The organism is Chamaesiphon minutus PCC 6605, from assembly GCF_000317145.1.
In the GTDB taxonomy this organism is placed as follows: domain Bacteria; phylum Cyanobacteriota; class Cyanobacteriia; order Cyanobacteriales; family Chamaesiphonaceae; genus Chamaesiphon; species Chamaesiphon minutus.
The window spans coordinates 2,647,227-2,665,387 of record NC_019697.1 but is presented as its reverse complement, the minus strand read 5'-3'; the positions used below and the strand labels follow the sequence as shown (position 1 = coordinate 2,665,387).

Sequence of the window (18,161 nt, the reverse complement as noted above, 5' to 3'; positions counted from 1 at the left end):
TGCCATACTTTTTACATTTATTACTCAACGCGACCATAATTAAGTTTCAAAATTCGATCGGCCAGATGGAAATAGCGATCGTCGTGAGTAATGACAATTACTAATTTACCTCGCTCTTTTAACTGAATTAACATTTGCTGATAAAAGATTTCGCGGAAGGCCGGATCTTGGTCTGATGCCCATTCATCGAATAGATAAATCGGACGATCTTCGAGAAAGGCGGTGAGTAATGCCAGCCGCTTGCGTTGTCCTTGCGAGAGGCTGGTTGTTGACAGTACGCCATCGCTGACGCTAACCTTGCGATCGAGTTGAAATTCTTTAAGATATTTTTGCACTTCGCGATCGAGCTGCGGATCGTCAATACCTAAGTAGCGATCGAATAAATAAGCATCGGCAAAAGTGGTTGCAAAATGTTGGCGATACCATTCGATATTTGCTTCGGTAATCGGCGTATCGTTTAGTAATATTTGACCCGATCGCGGTGTATATAATCCCGTAATTAATTTGGCAAGCGTCGATTTTCCGCTCCCATTACTACCGACAATAAAGATTAATTCTCCCGATGTGACTGTCAGATCGATCGGCCCTAGTAAAAATCCGGCATCGAGATTATCGTTGGGTGATAAATGGCGATCGTGAGGCGGCTCGTGGGGGTGTGGCGGATGGGGATGTTTGCCATTAGGTGGATGCGGTGGCGGAAATCTTCGATCGTGTGGGTGTGGCGGATGGGGGTGCTGTCCCTGTGGCGGATGCGGCGGGCGAGTGCCAGCGGCGGCAGGATCGCCTTGAGGACGCTCGTGAGGGTGGCGGGGTGGATGGGATGGAAAATCTGCTCCTAGTGCCTCTGGGTGCGAAAATGGCGGGGTGTCGGGGTGATATCGATAGCTGATGCCTTGCAGTCGGAGCTGGCAATGGGCAGAAGTGGCAGTGGGAATTTGTTCTGGTTCTGCCAGATCGACTAGCGACATATTCATGCGTTCGATTTTCCGCAATGCCACATTCCCACGCACTAATTCGGGGATGCGATTGAGGAGATTTTGCATCGGTAAGGCGATAAAGGTGCTAATCAAGACATAGCTGGCTAAGGTTGGTAGCGGTAGCTGAATTAAGGATGGTAAAACGAATAGAATAAAGCCCAAACAGGCAAATTGGATTGTTTGCCCAAATCCATTGGTGATGATAAAACTGCCTGCGGCACTAGTATGTTTTTGACGCAGTTTCGCGGCACTACCTTTGAGATTTTTTTCGAGAAACTCCGAGCGTTTCGATCGATTGAGTTTGAGTTCTTTGATGCCATTAATAATTCCCTGAAAATATTTGAGAAGAGTATCTTCTTCTTCTCGCGCTTCAAAGAATAATTTCTGCGCTTTATTTAATTTAGTTTGGACGAACCAAATCGCGAGGACGGTGGAGATAATCGCGATCGAGAAAATTGGCGTGGATACCCAAGCTAGATAAGTAAAGGAACCAACCACCGTCGCAAAATCGATAAATATATTAGGAATCGCCGAAACCGATCGTGTCAGTGTATTGATATCATCTGTCAACATCGCGATCAGACGATTCTCTTGAAGTTTTTCTAAATGCTCTAATGGTGAAGCTAAAATATTTTTGCTTAATTGGAGTCTTAATTCATAGATAGCATTTTGTGACAGTAAGACCAATAAATACTGCGCCAGCACGCTAGTAATGACAATAAAGATCGCGAGCATTCCAAAAAACAATAAGGCATTGTCAATCCGCCCTTGATGTACCTCGCGATTGATAATCGAAATCATCAGTGCATTACTACAACCGCTGACTAAACCCGCACTAGAGGCAATGACGATTTGTTTCCAAGATATTTGCCAGAGAAATTTGATAAATTCCATGAAATTTGTTTACCCAGCAGTAATCTATACAGTCGATCGAAACAAATGGCTGAAGACGTACCTCGATCGGTTTGATATATTAGATTGCCAAGGAATAGCTAATGGCGATTCCTTGGCTTCGATCGATTATTTAAACCAAGTTGCTACCTATAGAATGCCTACGACTTCCAGTCGTAGCTAGTGATGCAAAGTCCGCCTGTCTTGTCGCACGTCCATGGTCGGGAAACCCGACCGGAGTGCGCCGCTACGCGGACTGGAATATTAGTCCGCGTAGGCGGACTTTGCAACATGAGCAGCGGTTTCTAACCGCTGAGGTTATCGGTAGCAACTTAGATTATTTAATATCCGCTAGCGAAAAGGAGACTGGTTTACCTTTTAAAGTTTCGAGTGTTTTGAGCTGATCTGGTGTTAAAACAGCTTTAGCTTGTTGGTTGCTTTCTTTCATAATTGCTTCCATCCGCTTGCGGTTATCAATGAGGGTTTTATTCCGTTTGGCAGCATCCTCCCTGTCGGGGATTTCCCAAGCACCAATAACTTTGGTACGCATCTGACCGACGATATCATTAAGCTGTTTTTTCTGAGCGTCAGTAAGTTTGAGATCGGTGGCAAAATCATCTTTAGTTACTATGCCAAAATCAAACTTTTGCAACAAAATCTCTTTGGCTCTTTTCTCTTGCTCTGGCTTGAGAATTTTGCTCATTTTACTCTGAGAGTCTTTGGTTAAAACCAGCGCACCTTCTTCGATTTTAGTAGCTAGTTTCTTTTTCTCGCCCTCTTGTTGATCTTTGGGTAAGGCTTCGATCTTTTTATTTTCTTCCTTAATCGACTTAGATGCGGTCGTCACTTGCGCTAGTAAATCGGTCTCTACCGCCTTAATTTTGGCGACTTGATCGTCAGTCAATTGGAGTTCGGATTTGATTTTGGGGTTCTGCAACAACTGGATTGGGTTAGCACCAGCGCGTTCTGGTCTGGCGAGGTCAGAATTGGACTCAGCTCCACTGGGTGGATTGCGATCGCCACCAGTGCTAGCCGCAGGACTGCTAGGAGAATTTGCCCCAGGTGTTTCGGGAGTTTTTGGATCTTGCTTGCAACTAGTCAACATCACAGAAGCAGTGCAAATTACCAAGCAGGATGTCACAGTTAGGCGGTTAATTAAACTTAATGAAGTCATGTTTTTTAGGGATGTTTACTGAGAATAGATAAAGTCTGAACTATTCTAACTCCTGGTAGTAATTAAGCAAAATACAACTTAACAATCGCACCCATCCGTGCTAATAGAATAACTGTGTTGGTAGCTCAATTTACTCCAGATGTTAAAAAATGTGTGGGAATTTGACCGATCTAGATAATTATGAATCTATATTATTGGGTGTGACAGCAAAGATACGATCGCGATAATAATTACGAGCGAAATGGTGCGATGGATATAATCCATAGCAGATGGGATAGATGAGTGGATGTGTGACATTTAGCAGCGGCTGCTATCGATTTAAAGGACCGATTTTTCAAAGTTTGACATTCGCTGCTATGGCTGTTATCGATTCGCACCCAGTTTAAAATGCAGTATTATCGGCTTAATTTCTAAACATTATGGTTGCTGTTAGGACTGTTTTTGATACCACCCCTCGGATTGAAATGCATTGGCAGGACAGCTTTGTGTCTTTCGATCTGACTCAGGAAGAACACGATCTCGGACGCGAGCCAGCACAGCCGCAGCCGATCGGGTTGGTAGTCCCGATCGAGTGGGAATTGGTGAGTCGTCGTCAAGCAATTATTCGCAAGATCGATAGCGACTACTATATCTACGATGGCGACGGGCAAAATTCCAGCAGCAATCGCTTATTTCTTAACAATCGGCTGATTACGCCCCAAGAGGGCTATTGCCTCCAGTCTTACGATGAGTTGCGGATCGGCCAAGATCCGCAAAATTATGCAACGCTGACTTATATCGATCCCACCGATGTGCGGATCGGTTCGGCACCAGTCAAAACGTCAATGTCGCTAGCCCCACAGCAAACAATCACGATCGGGCGGAGCGAGGATAATAATTTTGTATTAGATGCGCCGACGATTTCGCGACATCATGCCGCCGTGCAACGCACCTCGTCCGGTAGGTATCTGTTGCACAACTACAGCCCCAACGGGGTATTTGTCGATCGCCAGCAAGTAGACAAAACCATACCGTTGGAGATTGGCTCGGTGATTCAGATCGGCCCTTATACGTTCGTGTTGCGGACTGACGCTCTGATAATCGCCGATCGCGGGGAGAATATTCGCCTGGATGTCGATGGAATTACCAAAGTCGTCAAGCTCAAAGATCGCCAGAGTTTATGTCTGCTCAATAACGTCAATTTGGCGATCGAACCCGGTCAATTTGTCGCGCTCGTAGGGGGAAGTGGTGCGGGTAAATCGACGCTGATGCAGACACTCCTGGGCATTCAGCAGCCGACTTCGGGGCAGGTTTATCTCAATGGCGACAACCTCGTTAATAACTTTAATATCTATCGCAATTCGATCGGCTATGTCCCCCAAAGCGATATCGTCCACAAAAATCTCACCGTTAGGGAAGTGCTCTACTATGCCGCACGGATGCGGCTCCCGCCCGATATCGACATCGAAAGTATCCTCGCCAACACGCTGGGACATATCGAACTCACCCAACGCCAACACAATCTCGTCAAAAATCTCAGTGGCGGTCAACTCAAGCGCGTGAGTATCGGCGTCGAACTGTTGGCAGACCCCAATTTATTCTTTTTAGACGAACCAACTTCCGGGCTAGATCCGGGCTTGGACAAAAAAATGATGCAACTACTCCGTCGCCTTGCCGATGAAGGGCGGACGGTGGTACTAGTCACTCATGCCACCAGCAATATCAATCTATGCGATCGGGTGGCATTTATGGGGTTGGGCGGCAATCTCTGTTATTTTGGCCCCCCAACCGCAGCTAACGAATTCTTTGAAGTACCCGACGATTTTGCGGATATTTATATCAAGCTCGAAACTGCCGAAAACTGTTTGGATGCGGCGGCGAAGTTCCAAGATTCCGACTACTATCGCACCTATATTCAAGAAAGATTGAGTTTGCCCACCCATGGGGGAGGGCGCAAATCCAATCGCTCGCTCCTACCGCCACCAGAGCGGGGCAAGCAGTCTTTTTTCCAACAGATCCAACTGTTGATTAGACGTTATATCCAGTTATTGCGCCGCGATCCGGTGTACTTGGGTTTATCTTTACTCACGGCTCCGATCGGGATTTTATTAGTATGGTTGGCGACCAAAGATACCTTGCAAGATACCAGCAAAGTGTTTGACGCTGCACTCAATCCTTGGCTGACGCCATTTGTGGGTTCGCCCAATGTCAGTCGGGCGGGAATGGCACTCAAAATCTTGTTCGTCTTCACCTGTGCTAACGTTTGGGTAGGACTGGCAAGTTCGCTCCAAGAGATCATTAAAGAATCTGCCATTTATCTGCGCGAACGCTTAGTCAATCTAGGCTTGTTTGCTTATGTCGGCTCCAAATTATTGACATTAGGCGGACTCGCGATCGCCCAAACGATCCTGATTAGCGCGATCGTCTTGCTATGCTTCCAACAACCCGAACCAGTTGCCGAACTAGCCCCAATTAACTGGTGGTTGGGAATGCCAATTACGACTTTCTTGAGCATTTTAGACGCTGTTTGTCTGGGCTTAATGGTATCGGCAAGTGTCAAAAACAGTGCCCAAGCAAATAGTGCGTTACCTTTGTTACTGTTACCTCAAATCATTTTTGCGGGGGTGTTATTCGGTCTAGATAAAGTGCCGATCGGTCGATTCGTATCCTGGTTGACGATCTCGCGCTGGTCGATCGGTGCCTACGGGACATTAATCGACCTAAATATCTTAATTCCGACAAGTAAAAATGACGCGGGTATTGATTTCTCACAAATGATGACGACTTCCTCTGTTTATGACACAAATTGGCAAAATTTGGGTCTAAATTGGGGAATGTTGCTCTTTCAAAGTGTTTTTTATCTCGGAGTCACAATTTGGCTCCAAAAACGCAAAGACCTCCTCAAATCCCCCAAACGTCAACCTGCTAGCAGCAAGAAGGGTAAATAAGCCTTTGTAAACTGGAGTTGGGATCGGATAGCTTAAACCACCCTCATCCCCAACCGCATAAACCCGCCCCATCACTCCAAGCTAGTCTTAACATCTAACTTACCCCGTCCCCTCGTCGCCCCCTCTCCCCCTCCCACAGTCCCCATCTCTCTTCCCCCATGGACATCTACTGCACTCGCCCTCAATGCGAACAACCGCTAAACTCGTTTGTCGATTTAGACGATAGCAACCTTTTGAAAACCGTCCACCAGCGGCATTGTGCTAACTGTGGGATGCCGCTAATTTTAGATGGCCGCTATTTGCCCAACAAATTGCTGCAACAGGGTGGATTTGGGATGGCCTTTTTGGGTTTCGATCGCCGCACGCCGGGACTCAGACAGTGTGTCATCAAACAATTGCAGATTAACCCCAGTTTTAACACCGAGCAACTAGAAACCGCAACTAAACTGTTTCATCGTGAAGCTGAAGTGCTCGAAAAATTGGGCGAACATCCACGCATCCCACGCCTATTTGCCTTTTTAGAACTCACTGCTTCAGCGTCGCCGCCTTACAACCAACAAAAGTTTTTTTATTTAGTCCAAGAGTATATCGATGGGCGCAATTTACAACAGGAATTGCGCGAAAAAGGGAAATTTACCGAGACAGAAGTAATTTTTGTCTTACGGGAAGTTGCCAAAATCTTAGAATTTATTCACTTTCAAGGCTCGATTCATCGCGATATCAAACCATCGAATATCATGCGCGATGCCCAAGGCCAAATTCATGCGATCGACTTTGGTGCAGTCAAGCAAGTAGTCGCAGAAACGGCCAAGGGCACGGGGGCAGCCCGCAATCTCACTTGTGTCTTTACACCAGAATACGCACCATGGGAACAACGTCAAGGCAGTGCGATTTATCCGTCATCAGATTTGTATGCCTTGGCAGTCACTTGTCTGAATTTACTTACGGGTAAACCGCCGCAAGAATTACTCGATGCCGATACTAACGATTGGAAATGGAGATCGCCATATCTTGCCGTTAGCGACGGGTTGGCAGAGGTGCTCGACAAAATGCTGCGGAGCAATCCCACCGAGCGATATCAGTCAGCCAGAGATGTCTTAGATGCTCTCGACGATATTTATGGGATGCCAGTCGTAAGTATTGCGGCTGCGAACATTCCGCCGGAGAGTAGTGCGCCAGTCCCGCAGACACTGCTCCTGGGCACCTTCGAGCCAGAAGAACCTCTCCTGGTAGGACATGTAGCCGCGCATAATGGCATGAATGGCAATAATGGTGCGAATGGCACGATCGAGATAACACAGCCGCCCCAAAATGTGCCACTGCGGCTAGAGGAGGCACCGATGCAAGTTTATACTCCACCTCCGGTAGTGGAAGAAAAATCTGCTCCTCTGCCAACTAAGAAACCGCTACCGCTAGTCAAAATTGGGGTGGTGGCACTGCTGGGTGTCGGCGCGATCGCACTGATTTCTAAGTTGATACCGCCGCCGGGAGGCTCGAACTTCAGCGAGTCACTCGCCCAGCGTAGCAGTACGGGCGATCGAATTTTACTCAGCGTCGAAGGCCCTCGCGATACCGATCGATTCAAAAATCTCAAACGGATGGGCATTGAAGCGATCGCCAATAAAAAATATGGCGAAGCTGTCACCAATTTGCAAGCAGCCTTAGTCGAAAATCCCAACTCGCCCGAAACCCGGATTTATCTAAATAACGCCTTAATTGGCGATAAAAAAAGTTACACCATCGCCGTATCGGCACCAATTTCGCGCTCGCTCGATCGCGCGTCAGAAATGCTCAGAGGCTTTGCCCAGGCACAATCGGAGCTAAATCAAGCTGGCGGTGTCGACGATCCCAAAATTAAACTCCGCGTCATTGACGATAGTGACGATCCCAAAACGATCGAAAATCTGGCGGCGGATATTGCCAAACAGCCGGAAGTACTGGGAATCGTCGGACATAACCGCAACGATGTGACATTCAAAGCTGCTAATATCTACAATCGCGAGAAGTTAGCTTTTATCGCGCCAATTAGTACGGCTAATAACCTCACTAGTGCCGATAAGCCCTATGTATTTAGAACCAATGGCAAAGCCGACACGATCGTCCAAAAATTAGTCGATCGGTTAGTGGATACCGATCGCAAGCTAAAAGTAGCGGTTTTTTCGGTGCCGACGATTACCTATAATGACGAGTTCAAAAATCAATTTATCAATAAATTAACCGCTAAAGGCGGGCAAATTGTCGGAACTTTCCAATTTTCGACTGTATCCTCTTCTGTGTCCCCCAGTCCGGCGGCTACACCAACCCCCACTTTTGATGCCGAAGCCTATCTGCAACAAGCCAAAGCCGCAGGTGCCGAAGCGATCCTCCTACTCCCCGTCGGACGTTCTAGTCGCGAGGCTTTGAGGCTTTTAAAAATCAAAGCGGCGAAGTATCCCGAACTCGTCGTCCTTAGCGATACCGCCTTATATAGCGTTAACACGCTCAGATCTGGGAAAGCAGCCGAAGGGTTGATGATGGCCGTACCTTGGCAAGAATCCGAAAGCACGCCGCAGTTTTCGACAGGGGCGCAACAACTGTGGAACGATCGAGTCAATTGGGTGACAGCTACCTCTTACAATGCGGTTAAAGCGGTAGGAACGGCAATAAAAGCCGACTCTTCTCCCTCTAGAGACAGCGTGATGAATGCTCTGACCAAAAACGACTTTATGGGTGCATCGGGACGCTCCCAGTTTACCAAAGGCGAACCACCCGATCGCTATGTCTTAGTCAAAGTTGCCCCCACACCAATCAATTATAAATATTCTTCTAGAACTGGGTATGACTTTGTGCCGATCGAATAAACCTCCGATAGAATCAAGCTAATTATCTGACGTGTCATGTCTAATCAATTTTTGCCGATCGTTGAAAGTATTGCCACTGGCACGCCCCAGCATACCGTGTATCAAGCAGATGCCGCTAGATTCGTGTCCGAACTCTATGGTGTGGGACAGCATCAAGAGCGGATCGAAAAAATCTACAAAAATACGCGGATCGAGAATAGGCATCTAGCACTTGACTTGCTAACGGACGAGGTGGTGGACTTTTGTCGCCAACCGAGCAATATCAAGCAGCGGATGGATTTGTACGCCGAACATGCCGTACCGCTAGCCACCAAAGTCGCTAGCAAAGCACTCGCGATTGCGACAGCTCGGAATAGGCAAGAGCGACCTAATGACACGACTAAAATTGAAGACGAAATCGGACTGATTGTGTTTGTCACCAGCACGGGTTTCCTCGCTCCAGGCGTCGATACCAAAGTCATCGAACATTTAGGCTTGCGCCGCAATATCGCCCGAATCCCGGTCAATTTCATGGGGTGTGCGGCAGCGATTACCGGGTTGCGCGTGGCTTGCGACTATCTCCGCGCCTATCCCCACAGCAAGGCTTTAATGGTTTGTCTGGAATTAAGTTCGGTTAACTCCAGCTTTGGCGATAATCTCAACGACATTATCATTCATAGTATTTTCGGCGACGGCTGTGCGGCAGTAGTTTTAGGCGCGCGCGACATCGCTAATTTAGCCGCTGCAAATCGGTTGGTGATTAGGGACAACTTCAGCTACCTCGTCGAAGATACCGCCGATGGCATCGTCCTAGATGTCCAAGCTAACGGGATTACTTGCCAATTGTCGCCGCAATTACCTGGCTATATCGAAGCTGGTGTCGATCCGATTATTACCAACTTTCTGAGCGAGCATCAGCTCGCCAAAGCAGACATCGATCTGTGGGTCGTACATCCCGGCGGTACCCGCATTATCGAAAAAGTCCAACGTTCCCTGGGACTCACCGACGAGCAAGTCGATGATAGCTGGGAAATCCTCCGTGAGTATGGCAATGTGTTGAGCTGTGCCGTGCTATTTACGCTCGAACGAATGCTGATTAGACTCGATTCGAGCAGCCATTTCGATCGCACCGAGCCATTAACGGGAGTAGCCTTCTCCTTCTCACCCGGAGTTGGCATTGAAGGCATTTTGTTTGAAAAATATTAAATCCTTTTGTAGCGTTAGCAGGCTACTCCCCGCTCTACCAATACTAAATAATATTTAACTTTATAACAACTATGTCTTCCGAACAACAGATTGAATTAATATCACCGAGCGAGCCACCCTCGATCGAAAGAGAATTACCACGCCATCCGCCCACAGGAGAACCAATCAATCGAGAATTACCTCCATATCCTCCCGCGCGAGAACTACCGCCCCATCCACCTGCCGCACCACCGTCGCCAGTTGGCTCAACTGCTGCTGTCGATCGATCGCAATCGCCCGAAACGGGAAATAGACGACTTCTACCAGCGCGCGAAGCACCGCCCCATCCCGCCGACGGCACACCATTACCCAATGTCTGGATCTATGACGGCTATGCTTACGATTTAACAGAATTTATTCTCCAACATCCCGGCGGTCAATTCTTTATCGGGCGCACCAAAAATCGGGATATTACCACGATCGTCAATATCTTTCATCCCAACCCCGAAAAAGTCAAAAGACGGATTCAAAAATACGCACTCGATCGCGAAGCTAGACCCGAAGATATCCATCCTAAATATAACGCACCACCATTCTTATTTAAAGAAGATTTCAACGGTTGGACGGACACCCCAAAATATAGCTTCGAGAACAAAGAGCAACTACTCTATAAAATCAAAGCTAGAATTAATAAGCCAGATTTTCAACAGCAAATCGCCCGCCAAGATTCGCTATTCGATGCGATCGGTATTCTGCTATTCTGTGCTTATCTAGCAACTCAATGGGCGTTCCTCGATGCGAACGCACAGCTCCCAGCCTATCTATTTATTCCCGCGATCGTCATCCTCAGAATCGCGCTATCTGGCGTCGGACATTACCTAATCCATCGCCCGCAAATCGGCATCAATAAAGTACTTGCAAACATTTTCGATATCAACTATGTACCGCTCGCCTTAGTCGTTACCGACGGTCACACGCTCTTACATCATCCCTACACTCAGAGCGAAGTAGACATCAAAAAAAGTGTCTTCACTGCCATCTTAGAGCTACCCCGTTACTATCGAATTCCCGTACATAGTTTTCATAAAATCGGGCACCTTGTCGCTGGAATGTTCATCCGCATTGCTGATTTATTTTTGCTGACATTCAAGATTGGCGCAAAAGATCTCTACGGTTCTTGGCAATTTGGCGTCCCTCACTTTCTGGGTAGCTTGGGAATTCATTTATTACTCCTAACCGAGTTAGTTTTATTTACACTTAATGGTGCATTTGGTGTTTGGCTGATCCAATTTATCATTACGCTATGGATTAGCACCTTTATGATTGTTGCCAGTCACGATTTCGAGCATAGAGACGCAGATGATGAAGCCGATATCGAGATCGATTGGAGCAAGAAAGACTGGGCGGCAGAACAAATTCGCAATGCTTACGATCTAACGATGATCGGCAATAAATATCTCGATTGTTTCCTCTCTGCTGGCTTGAGTCCCCACCGCGTGCATCACGTTTTACCCCAACAACGCAGCGGTTTTGCCAATATTCTCAGCGAAAGCATCGTCCGCGAGGAAGCCGAAAAATTTGGCATTAAATGGGTAGAGCCAAAAAATTTCTTTATCGAACGTCTCCCGCGTTTATTTAATAATTATTTAGCCGTTCCGTCTCGTTTAGCCAAAGAAAATAAGTTTGGCATCATCAAAGAACACATACATCCTCAAGCATTAGCTAAAACGCTAGAGTATGCCATTAAAGGATGGACTGGCGTCGGATCGATTTAGTTGAACTCAGAGTATGGTGGTGGGCAATGCCCACCCAGCCCTTTCAATGTAGAAAATAGCTAGATCTGAAACCCTGATGTCATCAGGGTTTAGGAGGTTGACAACAATCGAGCCGTGGAAACATGTCGATGGTTGGAATTAACAATTAGAGGCGGTCGCTTCTTCTTTTCCCCCCTGGTAGCCTTGAGAAAACGTTTCAGATGAACATGGTGGGCAAGGTGCTGTAACATTTCCCCCATTTGTCTAATTGAAAACGTCTCAAAGACTTGCCAATGAGGAGCTGGAATCGAAATCATCATCCCCCGATAAATACCTTGAACTTCATCCACCAGATAGTAATCAGATAAGCCAGCCTCGATTTTACCAACTCCATGAACACTGCCCAAAGCAGCTCGAATGGTTGCCAAAATGTTATAAGTAGCAAATGCCATTGCTAGCCATGTTGCCGAATCACAAAGAATGCTGAACGTTCAGCAATTGTGGTGAGAAATTCCGCTGTACAAAAATTGCGGTCTCCCGTCCAAATTTGATTTGGTTTCACTACTGCTAATACTTCCTTAAATCGGCTGCGTTCTTGTGCATGTCCATCTTCGATGGGAAATATATCTACTACCAATTTGGAGATGGGGTCTAATACCACGAGCATCTTGCCTGGTAGTGCTGTTGCTGCAAATAACCGGATGGCATCTAATCGATGGTCTGTTCCGGCTAAACAGTTCCCATCCACTATTCTCATTTCATATCCTGGACATGGATGTGGCTGTTCTCCTCCAATGGTTTGAACGATCTGTTGTCAGTCCTGCGCGGTTTCTCTGAGTAGTGCTTGACTTACTTCGATTTCCACTCCATTGAGCTTGTTGTATAGGGGTGAAATGAGCAACGGTACAGAAACTTGCGCTAAGGAGTCAATCGCACAAATTTTAGACCCCGATCGTTGAAAGGAAAACTGTACCAATTGAAGCCTCTGAAATTGATAAGCCTCAACCCCTTATTGTGCCGTGCTAAATTCCTGTACCAAATAACCTAAGATTAAATGGTATGCTTCATCGGACATTAGACAGAACAAAAATTCCTGTACATAGAAAGCTTATACAGCAAAGGTTTCAGCCTTAGCGTAAGTTTCTGTACGATTGCTCATTTGACCCCAATATCGACAGTAAGATATTCGCGGATTTTATTCCCCACATTAGACCTATCCGAAATATAATTCATGGACAAAAAAGGCACTAAAATCGTAAAATAGTATTTTAGCCATAATGAAAAATCCACTAGAATATATTGAAAACTATCCAGAACGAACAAAGCAAATTATCGGAATTAATTACGAGCAGTGGTCGGCATTAGTAGAGATTGCAAAAATTGAGGAAGAAAGATTAAGATTGGCACATGAAAAACAAAAGATTAGGATTAATAAAAAGGGAGGAGGGAGACCTAAAAAACTCACCTTAGAGGAAGAAATATGTTTGTGTGTATTTTATCTAAGGCATTTGCCGACATTTGAAATCCTAGGGTTGCAATTTAGTGTTTCCAAAACAGAAGCGAATGATACATTTAATTACTGGATAAAAATCCTGAGAAAAATACTACCATCTAGCCTAATAGAGGGAGCAAGAAAAGACCGAGAAGAATTGGCAGTGGTGAAAGAAATGCTCGCCGAGTATGAGTTGATTGTAGATAGTTGGGAACAGCCGAGAGAAAGACCTGAAGACAATCAGGTGCAGAAAGAATATTATTCAGGAAAGAAAAAGCAACACACATTTAAAGGGCAGGTAATTACATTACCATCAGGAAAAGATTTAGTCGATGTAGAGGTGGGCAAACAAGGTAAGACTAGTGATATTAGTATATTTAGAGAACAGCAAAAGAAATTTAATATTGAGCAGAAATTTACCGGAGACAAAGGATATCAAGGTGGTATTAATATCAAAATTCCTCAGAAGAAGCCAAGAGGAAAAGAATTAACAGATCTACAAAAAGAGGTGAACAAGGAAATATCTAGTGAAAGAATATATGTAGAACATGTCATTCGCCTAATCAAGATATTTAGGGCGGCCAAAGAAAGATTCCGGATGAAGGGGAATAAATATGAAGAAGTAATACTAACAATATGTGGATTAGTTAGATTGCGACTGGGAACATTGATTTTAGCAGTTTGACGATAGTAAAGAAGCTCGTAAATACAAAAAATACAAAATGGCAATTAATGGGCTAGTTTTTAATAGTAATTAGCTGGACTCCTAGAACTGATTGGGGAAACATATAGAATACACTGTGAAGTGTCTATCGTTCGGAACCTATGCTGAGTCTGCTACACAGGTTTTAGGATAGGTCTATTATCGTAAACAATTCTGGAAATTTGATCGATACTGTCTTTGATATTAGTCCGACGATTTAGCGGGTCATATTCATATTTTGTGACGTGGCTGCGTCGGTGGTACCAAAGGCATTAGTTAATAGTTGCGAATCGACACCATCGACTTTGCTATCGCCATTGAGATCTCCAATAACTCGTAATAGGGGATTGGAAATATCTAAGAGATTAATTCCGGCTTTATCGACTGCGAAAATTCGATAGTTTCCTTTGGTATAAACAGGCGCGATGCCATTAATTTGACTGGTGCCATCACCCTCTACACCAATCAGCAGCGTCTGACTAGCGATGGCATTGAGTTCGGATTGTTGGAGGTTAAAGGAGTAGGTTTGAGTGGCTGCGGTGGTAGTAGTAATCGGATTACCATTCAGGTTGGCAATTCCTAGTAGATTAGCGGCGATCGATCGGGTGATACCTGTAGTAGAATCGATAACCACACTAGTATCGCCGACGATCGCTCGGTAGAGCGCGCGTCAAGATAGACAGTGGACAGTTGACAACGAATTGCCCCAGTTACAGTTGATAATCGATCGCGAGCTGCACCTACTACACTTGACAGCGATCTGCTCCTGTGTCAACTGTCTATTGTCAATTGCGGTCGAATCGATGATAGTGGCGAACTGATTCCTGCATCTGCTTAGTCCGATAGTTGAATTGTATTAGTGCGATCGCCCACGAACTCCCAAGTGTTCTAGATCTGTTGTTAGGCTCGAAATTTGCTTGAATAGAGTGGTCGATCTTTCAAACTTTCAATGTCATGGTATTAATGCCAGCTAAGTGATTGGTCTATTTATGGATAGGGTTACTTTTGATTTCAACTATTTATTGAACAACACGTTTAGAACACTACCGGCGAGGACGGTACTAACCGTAGTTGTCGATAATGATTTAGAGGATGATAATTTGCTATGATGTCTACATAAATGCTCAAAAACTAAAGATGTAATGACAACACTTTATTTTCGAGCAATGGTGGGAGAAGACGATCGACCAAAAATCGGACGGAGTGGCAGGTTATTAGGGATTAGACCTGGAATTGATATCGATACGATCGAAGTTCCAGATTCATGGATCGATCCTAATGGTTATTTACGGCTAGAATCAGAGCGTGGCGAGAGCAAGAATTTGGTAACGGTAGCGGTGCGGAATACTAAAGGAATGTCAGCATCGATTTCAATTGAAAGTTTGCCTTCACATCGCAAACCAATTGCTTGGGGTGGAACGGGTAGAGATCTAATTTGGCAAATCGATAGTAGTTATATCGATTCGGCAGAGCCGACGCTACGCGAACGAGATCTCGAAGCGGTCAGAGATAGCCCTACCCACGTTAGTATTATGCCAAGAGTAACGATGTTATTGGCTAAGTATGAATTAGCTTTAGCAAATACACAGAAGTATTGGCAAAGAGTCGAAAATTAAATCTAATCGCGAGGTATATACTATGGCTTGGTCGTTTGGTTTGGCAGCGGAATGTGGAGAATCAGAAGCTGATGCAGCCAGATTTTGCCAGTATTTCCAAGGTAGTGTTTTAAATCTGAATGATGGTTCGAGTTTTGAATGCCGTGGGGATATTTTTCAGGATTTAGAAGATAATTGGTGGTGTCGAGTATGTCCGCAAGGGGTAAGTTTGACGGGAATAAATACACCAGAAACTGCTTATGTGATGACGGAAATTGGGATTTTACTATATCGACTGTTGCAATCGGCTCCAGCTTTTCGGTTTGCGTTAGTGGGGGTAGAGGTTGATGAGTTTAGAACTTATGATGAGTTAATTGAAGATCGCGAGATATTAGCGATGTTATTTCCTGGGTTGGTGTTGGCTAATCCGGTATGGCAATCGCTCGGTTCGCCTGGAAGTTTTCGGAAGTTTGCTGGGGATTATGTTTGGTTATCTTATGCGGGTGAGGTGTATCATCCGTTAAGAGCTTCATCGGATTTAACCGAGCGACTCGATCGATTATCTGTGGTTTAGTATTTCGATCTCGTTTACCAAAATTGAGCGATCGTAAAATAAATTTAAATCCTTGCTCTGTCTTGATTTGAATCTGTGGGCAGTGCCCACCCTACTGGCTCTATACTTCTGCTTGATTTGAAGCTTTGGGTGCTCACCCTACAGCTCAATCTTGCCAAACCATTACATCGGTATCGGAAGTTCAAGAAAACTCGCACTCAGGAACGAGCCGACCGCATTGCTACTTTGGCGAAACAGTTGGATCTTCCTCGTGCATCCCTCGCCGGAAATACCGATATTCAGTTTGTTGAGGAGCGAGATCCCAGTCCAGCATTGCCCTTGAACCCGTTTCAAGACCCCGATCCTTATCGAGAATTTACTTATCCGACGACTTTAATGGCAAAGCTGGCGATTGCCGATTATTTAGGTCAACCATTAGCCAAACTTGCGGTCGAACACCGAGAATTTATCGCCGCTTTAGTTGAGGAAACTTTGACTAAGAAAGTGATTTTAGAGCGAGTTAGAGCGTACTTTCAATTACAAATCAGAGGTGAAGCAAATGCTGACTGTGGAATTCTCTCAGTTCTGCTGGCGGGTCATCCCAAGTTAAAAAATGATTTACGTCGTCCGACGATGGAAGAGATCGGCTCTCGGTCTACGATTTTGAATTTGGAGGGGATGGTCGGAAGTCAAAGAGAATATATCACTTGGTTGATTGATGCTTGTGGATCTGAGGGGACTAAGCTATCAGATGTGTTGACGGTTGAGGCAGTTGATATCCTCAGTGAGCGATTAAGAACTCCACTTCAAATCCAGCAGCATTTGATGCTGGCAATGGAGGCTGCTTATCAGGCTGGGGAAAAGCCTGTAACTGGGGCGATTGTGGAATCGGTACTATCGAAACAGATTGATGAGTTGGAGCCGAAACTGACGCGACATGGTTACGATCTGCGGGGCTTGGCAGAACAGTTTCACGCGAAACCAGCGGAGATTAAGTTGTTTTTTCGGGGTCAACTCGTTCGCGAAGCGTCGGCTCTGCCGAATCCAGCTCGGACGAAGGAGTTAACTGACCAAATGTTGATAGCTGGGTTGCCAATTTAGCTCTGTGAGTGAGTTTCAGTCGCTAAATTTATAGTTGCAGTTAATTCGGGTTGGAACGGATGATTGTGGGTTGGTTGCAATTAATCTGGGTTCAGTTGCAGTTAATTCGGGTTTGAGCTACCGGATAGTTGCAGTTAATGTGGGTTCAATTTTGCGATGATTGCGGGTTTGATGATTTATAATTGCGGGTCGCTACATCTACCAGCAACACATCAGCTCGTGTGTGGTCACACTGCCAAACTTGATTGCTATGCTCGATCGTTAAATCCAGCCCATCACGAGTTTTAACTGATAACCGATCACCCCGCCACCCAGGACTACGAATACTCTTTGCCTTCTCTTGTCGCTTAATCTGTTAATTTCATCAGAAGCATATTGGTAGATCGACGCAGCTTGTAAAAAGGCTCTAAACCTTGCAGACTGAAGGTTAGAACCTACTTGAATTCAGTTTGACACCAGTGTGTTAATTTGACAGATAATTAGTTAATGTACACATGGGCATAACTTGCGTTTCGATCTCGAAGCGCACCGAGGCAGTCGAAGGGAAGAGATGACTCTGCGTTAAAGCTCGCAAGTTAGTCGCTCAACTCAGCGAAGATGCGATCGAGCCTGTCGTTAGCATCTTTGGCTAATTTGAAGCAGTAGACAGTCGGTACTGCGCCCGATGCAGCGGTGAGAGCACCTTCGGAGAGATTACCACTGAGTAGCAATCCGGCACCGACGAGGCTGACGGTAGCAAAAGCCGCAGTAGCGATCGAGGTAAGTTTAAAGCTGACGCTGGCTTGAAACAGGCGTTCTTCAGCGATGCGTTGTTTCATCTCGTCGTCGCGATCTTCAGGTTGATGGGTTGGGAGGTTTTGGTTAGACATGGGATGGAAATGTACTCCATAGTGGTGGGTTTAGGAGTTGGGCGCGCTTTCTTCTTCCTGTCTTTATTAAAGCTTGAAATCGCTGAAAGCCTGTCAGTATAAGATGTTGGACTTATGTTAG

Annotated in this window: 16 protein-coding genes and 1 pseudogene; 10 read left to right on the top strand and 7 right to left on the bottom strand. The window is 45.7% G+C overall.

The window, feature by feature from the left end; genetic code table 11:
- Nucleotides 1-20 precede the first annotated feature (20 nt).
- Entirely contained in the window at nt 21-1,871 is a 1,851-nt protein-coding gene (locus tag CHA6605_RS12340; RefSeq protein ID WP_015159771.1) for an ATP-binding cassette domain-containing protein, read from the bottom strand.
- Here CHA6605_RS12340 and CHA6605_RS35745 point away from each other — a divergent pair.
- Both CHA6605_RS35745 and CHA6605_RS36175 read left to right on the top strand, forming a co-directional pair.
- The gene (locus tag CHA6605_RS35745) at nt 1,870-2,052 is read left to right on the top strand and encodes a hypothetical protein (protein ID WP_041547975.1); all 183 of its coding nucleotides are present in this window, start codon (nt 1,870-1,872) and stop codon (nt 2,050-2,052) included. The genes CHA6605_RS12340 and CHA6605_RS35745 overlap by 2 nt on opposite strands.
- Nucleotides 2,053-2,054: 2 nt before the next feature.
- The gene (locus tag CHA6605_RS36175; protein WP_269744582.1) at nt 2,055-2,177 is read left to right on the top strand and encodes a hypothetical protein; all 123 of its coding nucleotides are present in this window, start codon (nt 2,055-2,057) and stop codon (nt 2,175-2,177) included.
- Between the two features lie 28 nt (nt 2,178-2,205).
- Here the strand turns inward: CHA6605_RS36175 and CHA6605_RS12330 are convergent, their stop codons facing one another.
- Nucleotides 2,206-3,042: a Spy/CpxP family protein refolding chaperone gene (locus CHA6605_RS12330; RefSeq protein WP_015159770.1), complete on the bottom strand. Its 837-nt coding sequence runs from the start codon at nt 3,040-3,042 to the stop codon at nt 2,206-2,208.
- 419 nt (nt 3,043-3,461) lie between these two features.
- On the opposite strand from CHA6605_RS12330, the gene CHA6605_RS12325 reads away from it, so the two are divergent.
- From CHA6605_RS12325 to CHA6605_RS12310, 4 genes are all read left to right on the top strand, one after another.
- On the top strand, nt 3,462-5,969 hold the full coding sequence (locus CHA6605_RS12325; protein ID WP_015159769.1) for an ATP-binding cassette domain-containing protein: 2,508 nt from the start codon (nt 3,462-3,464) through the stop codon (nt 5,967-5,969).
- Nucleotides 5,970-6,127: 158 nt separating this feature from the next.
- Nucleotides 6,128-8,809, top strand: coding sequence for a bifunctional serine/threonine-protein kinase/ABC transporter substrate-binding protein (locus CHA6605_RS31580; RefSeq protein WP_015159768.1), 2,682 nt, complete (start codon nt 6,128-6,130; stop codon nt 8,807-8,809).
- 36 nt (nt 8,810-8,845) lie between these two features.
- A complete protein-coding gene (locus CHA6605_RS12315; protein WP_015159767.1) occupies nt 8,846-9,994 on the top strand; it encodes a type III polyketide synthase in 1,149 nt (382 codons plus the stop codon).
- 71 nt (nt 9,995-10,065) lie between these two features.
- Nucleotides 10,066-11,748: a cytochrome b5-like heme/steroid binding domain-containing protein gene (locus CHA6605_RS12310; RefSeq protein WP_015159766.1), complete on the top strand. Its 1,683-nt coding sequence runs from the start codon at nt 10,066-10,068 to the stop codon at nt 11,746-11,748.
- An 89-nt stretch (nt 11,749-11,837) separates the two neighbouring features.
- Here CHA6605_RS12310 and CHA6605_RS31575 read toward each other — a convergent pair whose 3' ends face one another.
- Entirely contained in the window at nt 11,838-12,179 is a 342-nt protein-coding gene (locus CHA6605_RS31575) for a hypothetical protein (RefSeq protein ID WP_051038845.1), read from the bottom strand.
- Nucleotides 12,180-12,181: 2 nt separating this feature from the next.
- Complete coding sequence (locus CHA6605_RS31570) at nt 12,182-12,484, bottom strand: hypothetical protein (RefSeq protein ID WP_157259971.1); 303 nt, start codon at nt 12,482-12,484, stop codon at nt 12,182-12,184.
- A gap of 520 nt (nt 12,485-13,004) precedes the next feature.
- Between CHA6605_RS31570 and CHA6605_RS12300 the strand changes: the two genes are divergently transcribed.
- Complete coding sequence (locus CHA6605_RS12300) at nt 13,005-13,904, top strand: transposase family protein (RefSeq protein ID WP_015157789.1); 900 nt, start codon at nt 13,005-13,007, stop codon at nt 13,902-13,904.
- Between the two features lie 235 nt (nt 13,905-14,139).
- Here the strand turns inward: CHA6605_RS12300 and CHA6605_RS12295 are convergent, their stop codons facing one another.
- Nucleotides 14,140-14,556 (bottom strand): hypothetical protein, encoded by a 417-nt coding sequence (locus CHA6605_RS12295; RefSeq protein ID WP_015159765.1) that lies wholly within the window; start codon nt 14,554-14,556, stop codon nt 14,140-14,142.
- A gap of 508 nt (nt 14,557-15,064) precedes the next feature.
- Between CHA6605_RS12295 and CHA6605_RS32930 the strand changes: the two genes are divergently transcribed.
- From CHA6605_RS32930 to CHA6605_RS35740, 3 genes are all read left to right on the top strand, one after another.
- The gene (locus tag CHA6605_RS32930) at nt 15,065-15,538 is read left to right on the top strand and encodes a Tse2 family ADP-ribosyltransferase toxin (RefSeq protein ID WP_015159764.1); all 474 of its coding nucleotides are present in this window, start codon (nt 15,065-15,067) and stop codon (nt 15,536-15,538) included.
- Between the two features lie 22 nt (nt 15,539-15,560).
- Nucleotides 15,561-16,091, top strand: coding sequence for a hypothetical protein (locus tag CHA6605_RS12285; protein WP_015159763.1), 531 nt, complete (start codon nt 15,561-15,563; stop codon nt 16,089-16,091).
- 117 nt (nt 16,092-16,208) lie between these two features.
- The gene (locus tag CHA6605_RS35740) at nt 16,209-17,171 is read left to right on the top strand and encodes a hypothetical protein (protein ID WP_232432257.1); all 963 of its coding nucleotides are present in this window, start codon (nt 16,209-16,211) and stop codon (nt 17,169-17,171) included.
- Between the two features lie 196 nt (nt 17,172-17,367).
- Here CHA6605_RS35740 and CHA6605_RS37285 read toward each other — a convergent pair.
- Together CHA6605_RS37285 and CHA6605_RS12275 are read right to left on the bottom strand one after the other, a co-directional pair.
- A pseudogene (locus tag CHA6605_RS37285) lies at nt 17,368-17,523 on the bottom strand (integrase); the annotation flags it as partial.
- 223 nt (nt 17,524-17,746) lie between these two features.
- Nucleotides 17,747-18,040, bottom strand: coding sequence for a TRADD-N-associated membrane domain-containing protein (locus CHA6605_RS12275; RefSeq protein WP_015159761.1), 294 nt, complete (start codon nt 18,038-18,040; stop codon nt 17,747-17,749).
- Between the last annotated feature and the right edge of the window lie 121 nt (nt 18,041-18,161).

Bases quoted from the DNA above. Each gene is read 5' to 3' on its own strand.
- CHA6605_RS35745 (WP_041547975.1), top strand. From the start codon at position 1,870: ATGAAATTTGTTTACCCAGCAGTAATCTATACAGTCGATCGAAACAAA.
- CHA6605_RS12340 (WP_015159771.1), bottom strand. From the start codon at position 1,871: ATGGAATTTATCAAATTTCTCTGGCAAATATCTTGGAAACAAATCGTC.
- CHA6605_RS36175 (WP_269744582.1), top strand. From the start codon at position 2,055: ATGCAAAGTCCGCCTGTCTTGTCGCACGTCCATGGTCGGGAAACCCGA.
- CHA6605_RS12330 (WP_015159770.1), bottom strand. From the start codon at position 3,042: ATGACTTCATTAAGTTTAATTAACCGCCTAACTGTGACATCCTGCTTG.
- CHA6605_RS12325 (WP_015159769.1), top strand. From the start codon at position 3,462: ATGGTTGCTGTTAGGACTGTTTTTGATACCACCCCTCGGATTGAAATG.
- CHA6605_RS31580 (WP_015159768.1), top strand. From the start codon at position 6,128: ATGGACATCTACTGCACTCGCCCTCAATGCGAACAACCGCTAAACTCG.
- CHA6605_RS12315 (WP_015159767.1), top strand. From the start codon at position 8,846: ATGTCTAATCAATTTTTGCCGATCGTTGAAAGTATTGCCACTGGCACG.
- CHA6605_RS12310 (WP_015159766.1), top strand. From the start codon at position 10,066: ATGTCTTCCGAACAACAGATTGAATTAATATCACCGAGCGAGCCACCC.
- CHA6605_RS31575 (WP_051038845.1), bottom strand. From the start codon at position 12,179: ATGGCATTTGCTACTTATAACATTTTGGCAACCATTCGAGCTGCTTTG.
- CHA6605_RS31570 (WP_157259971.1), bottom strand. From the start codon at position 12,484: ATGAGAATAGTGGATGGGAACTGTTTAGCCGGAACAGACCATCGATTA.
- CHA6605_RS12300 (WP_015157789.1), top strand. From the start codon at position 13,005: ATGAAAAATCCACTAGAATATATTGAAAACTATCCAGAACGAACAAAG.
- CHA6605_RS32930 (WP_015159764.1), top strand. From the start codon at position 15,065: ATGACAACACTTTATTTTCGAGCAATGGTGGGAGAAGACGATCGACCA.
- CHA6605_RS12285 (WP_015159763.1), top strand. From the start codon at position 15,561: ATGGCTTGGTCGTTTGGTTTGGCAGCGGAATGTGGAGAATCAGAAGCT.
- CHA6605_RS12275 (WP_015159761.1), bottom strand. From the start codon at position 18,040: ATGTCTAACCAAAACCTCCCAACCCATCAACCTGAAGATCGCGACGAC.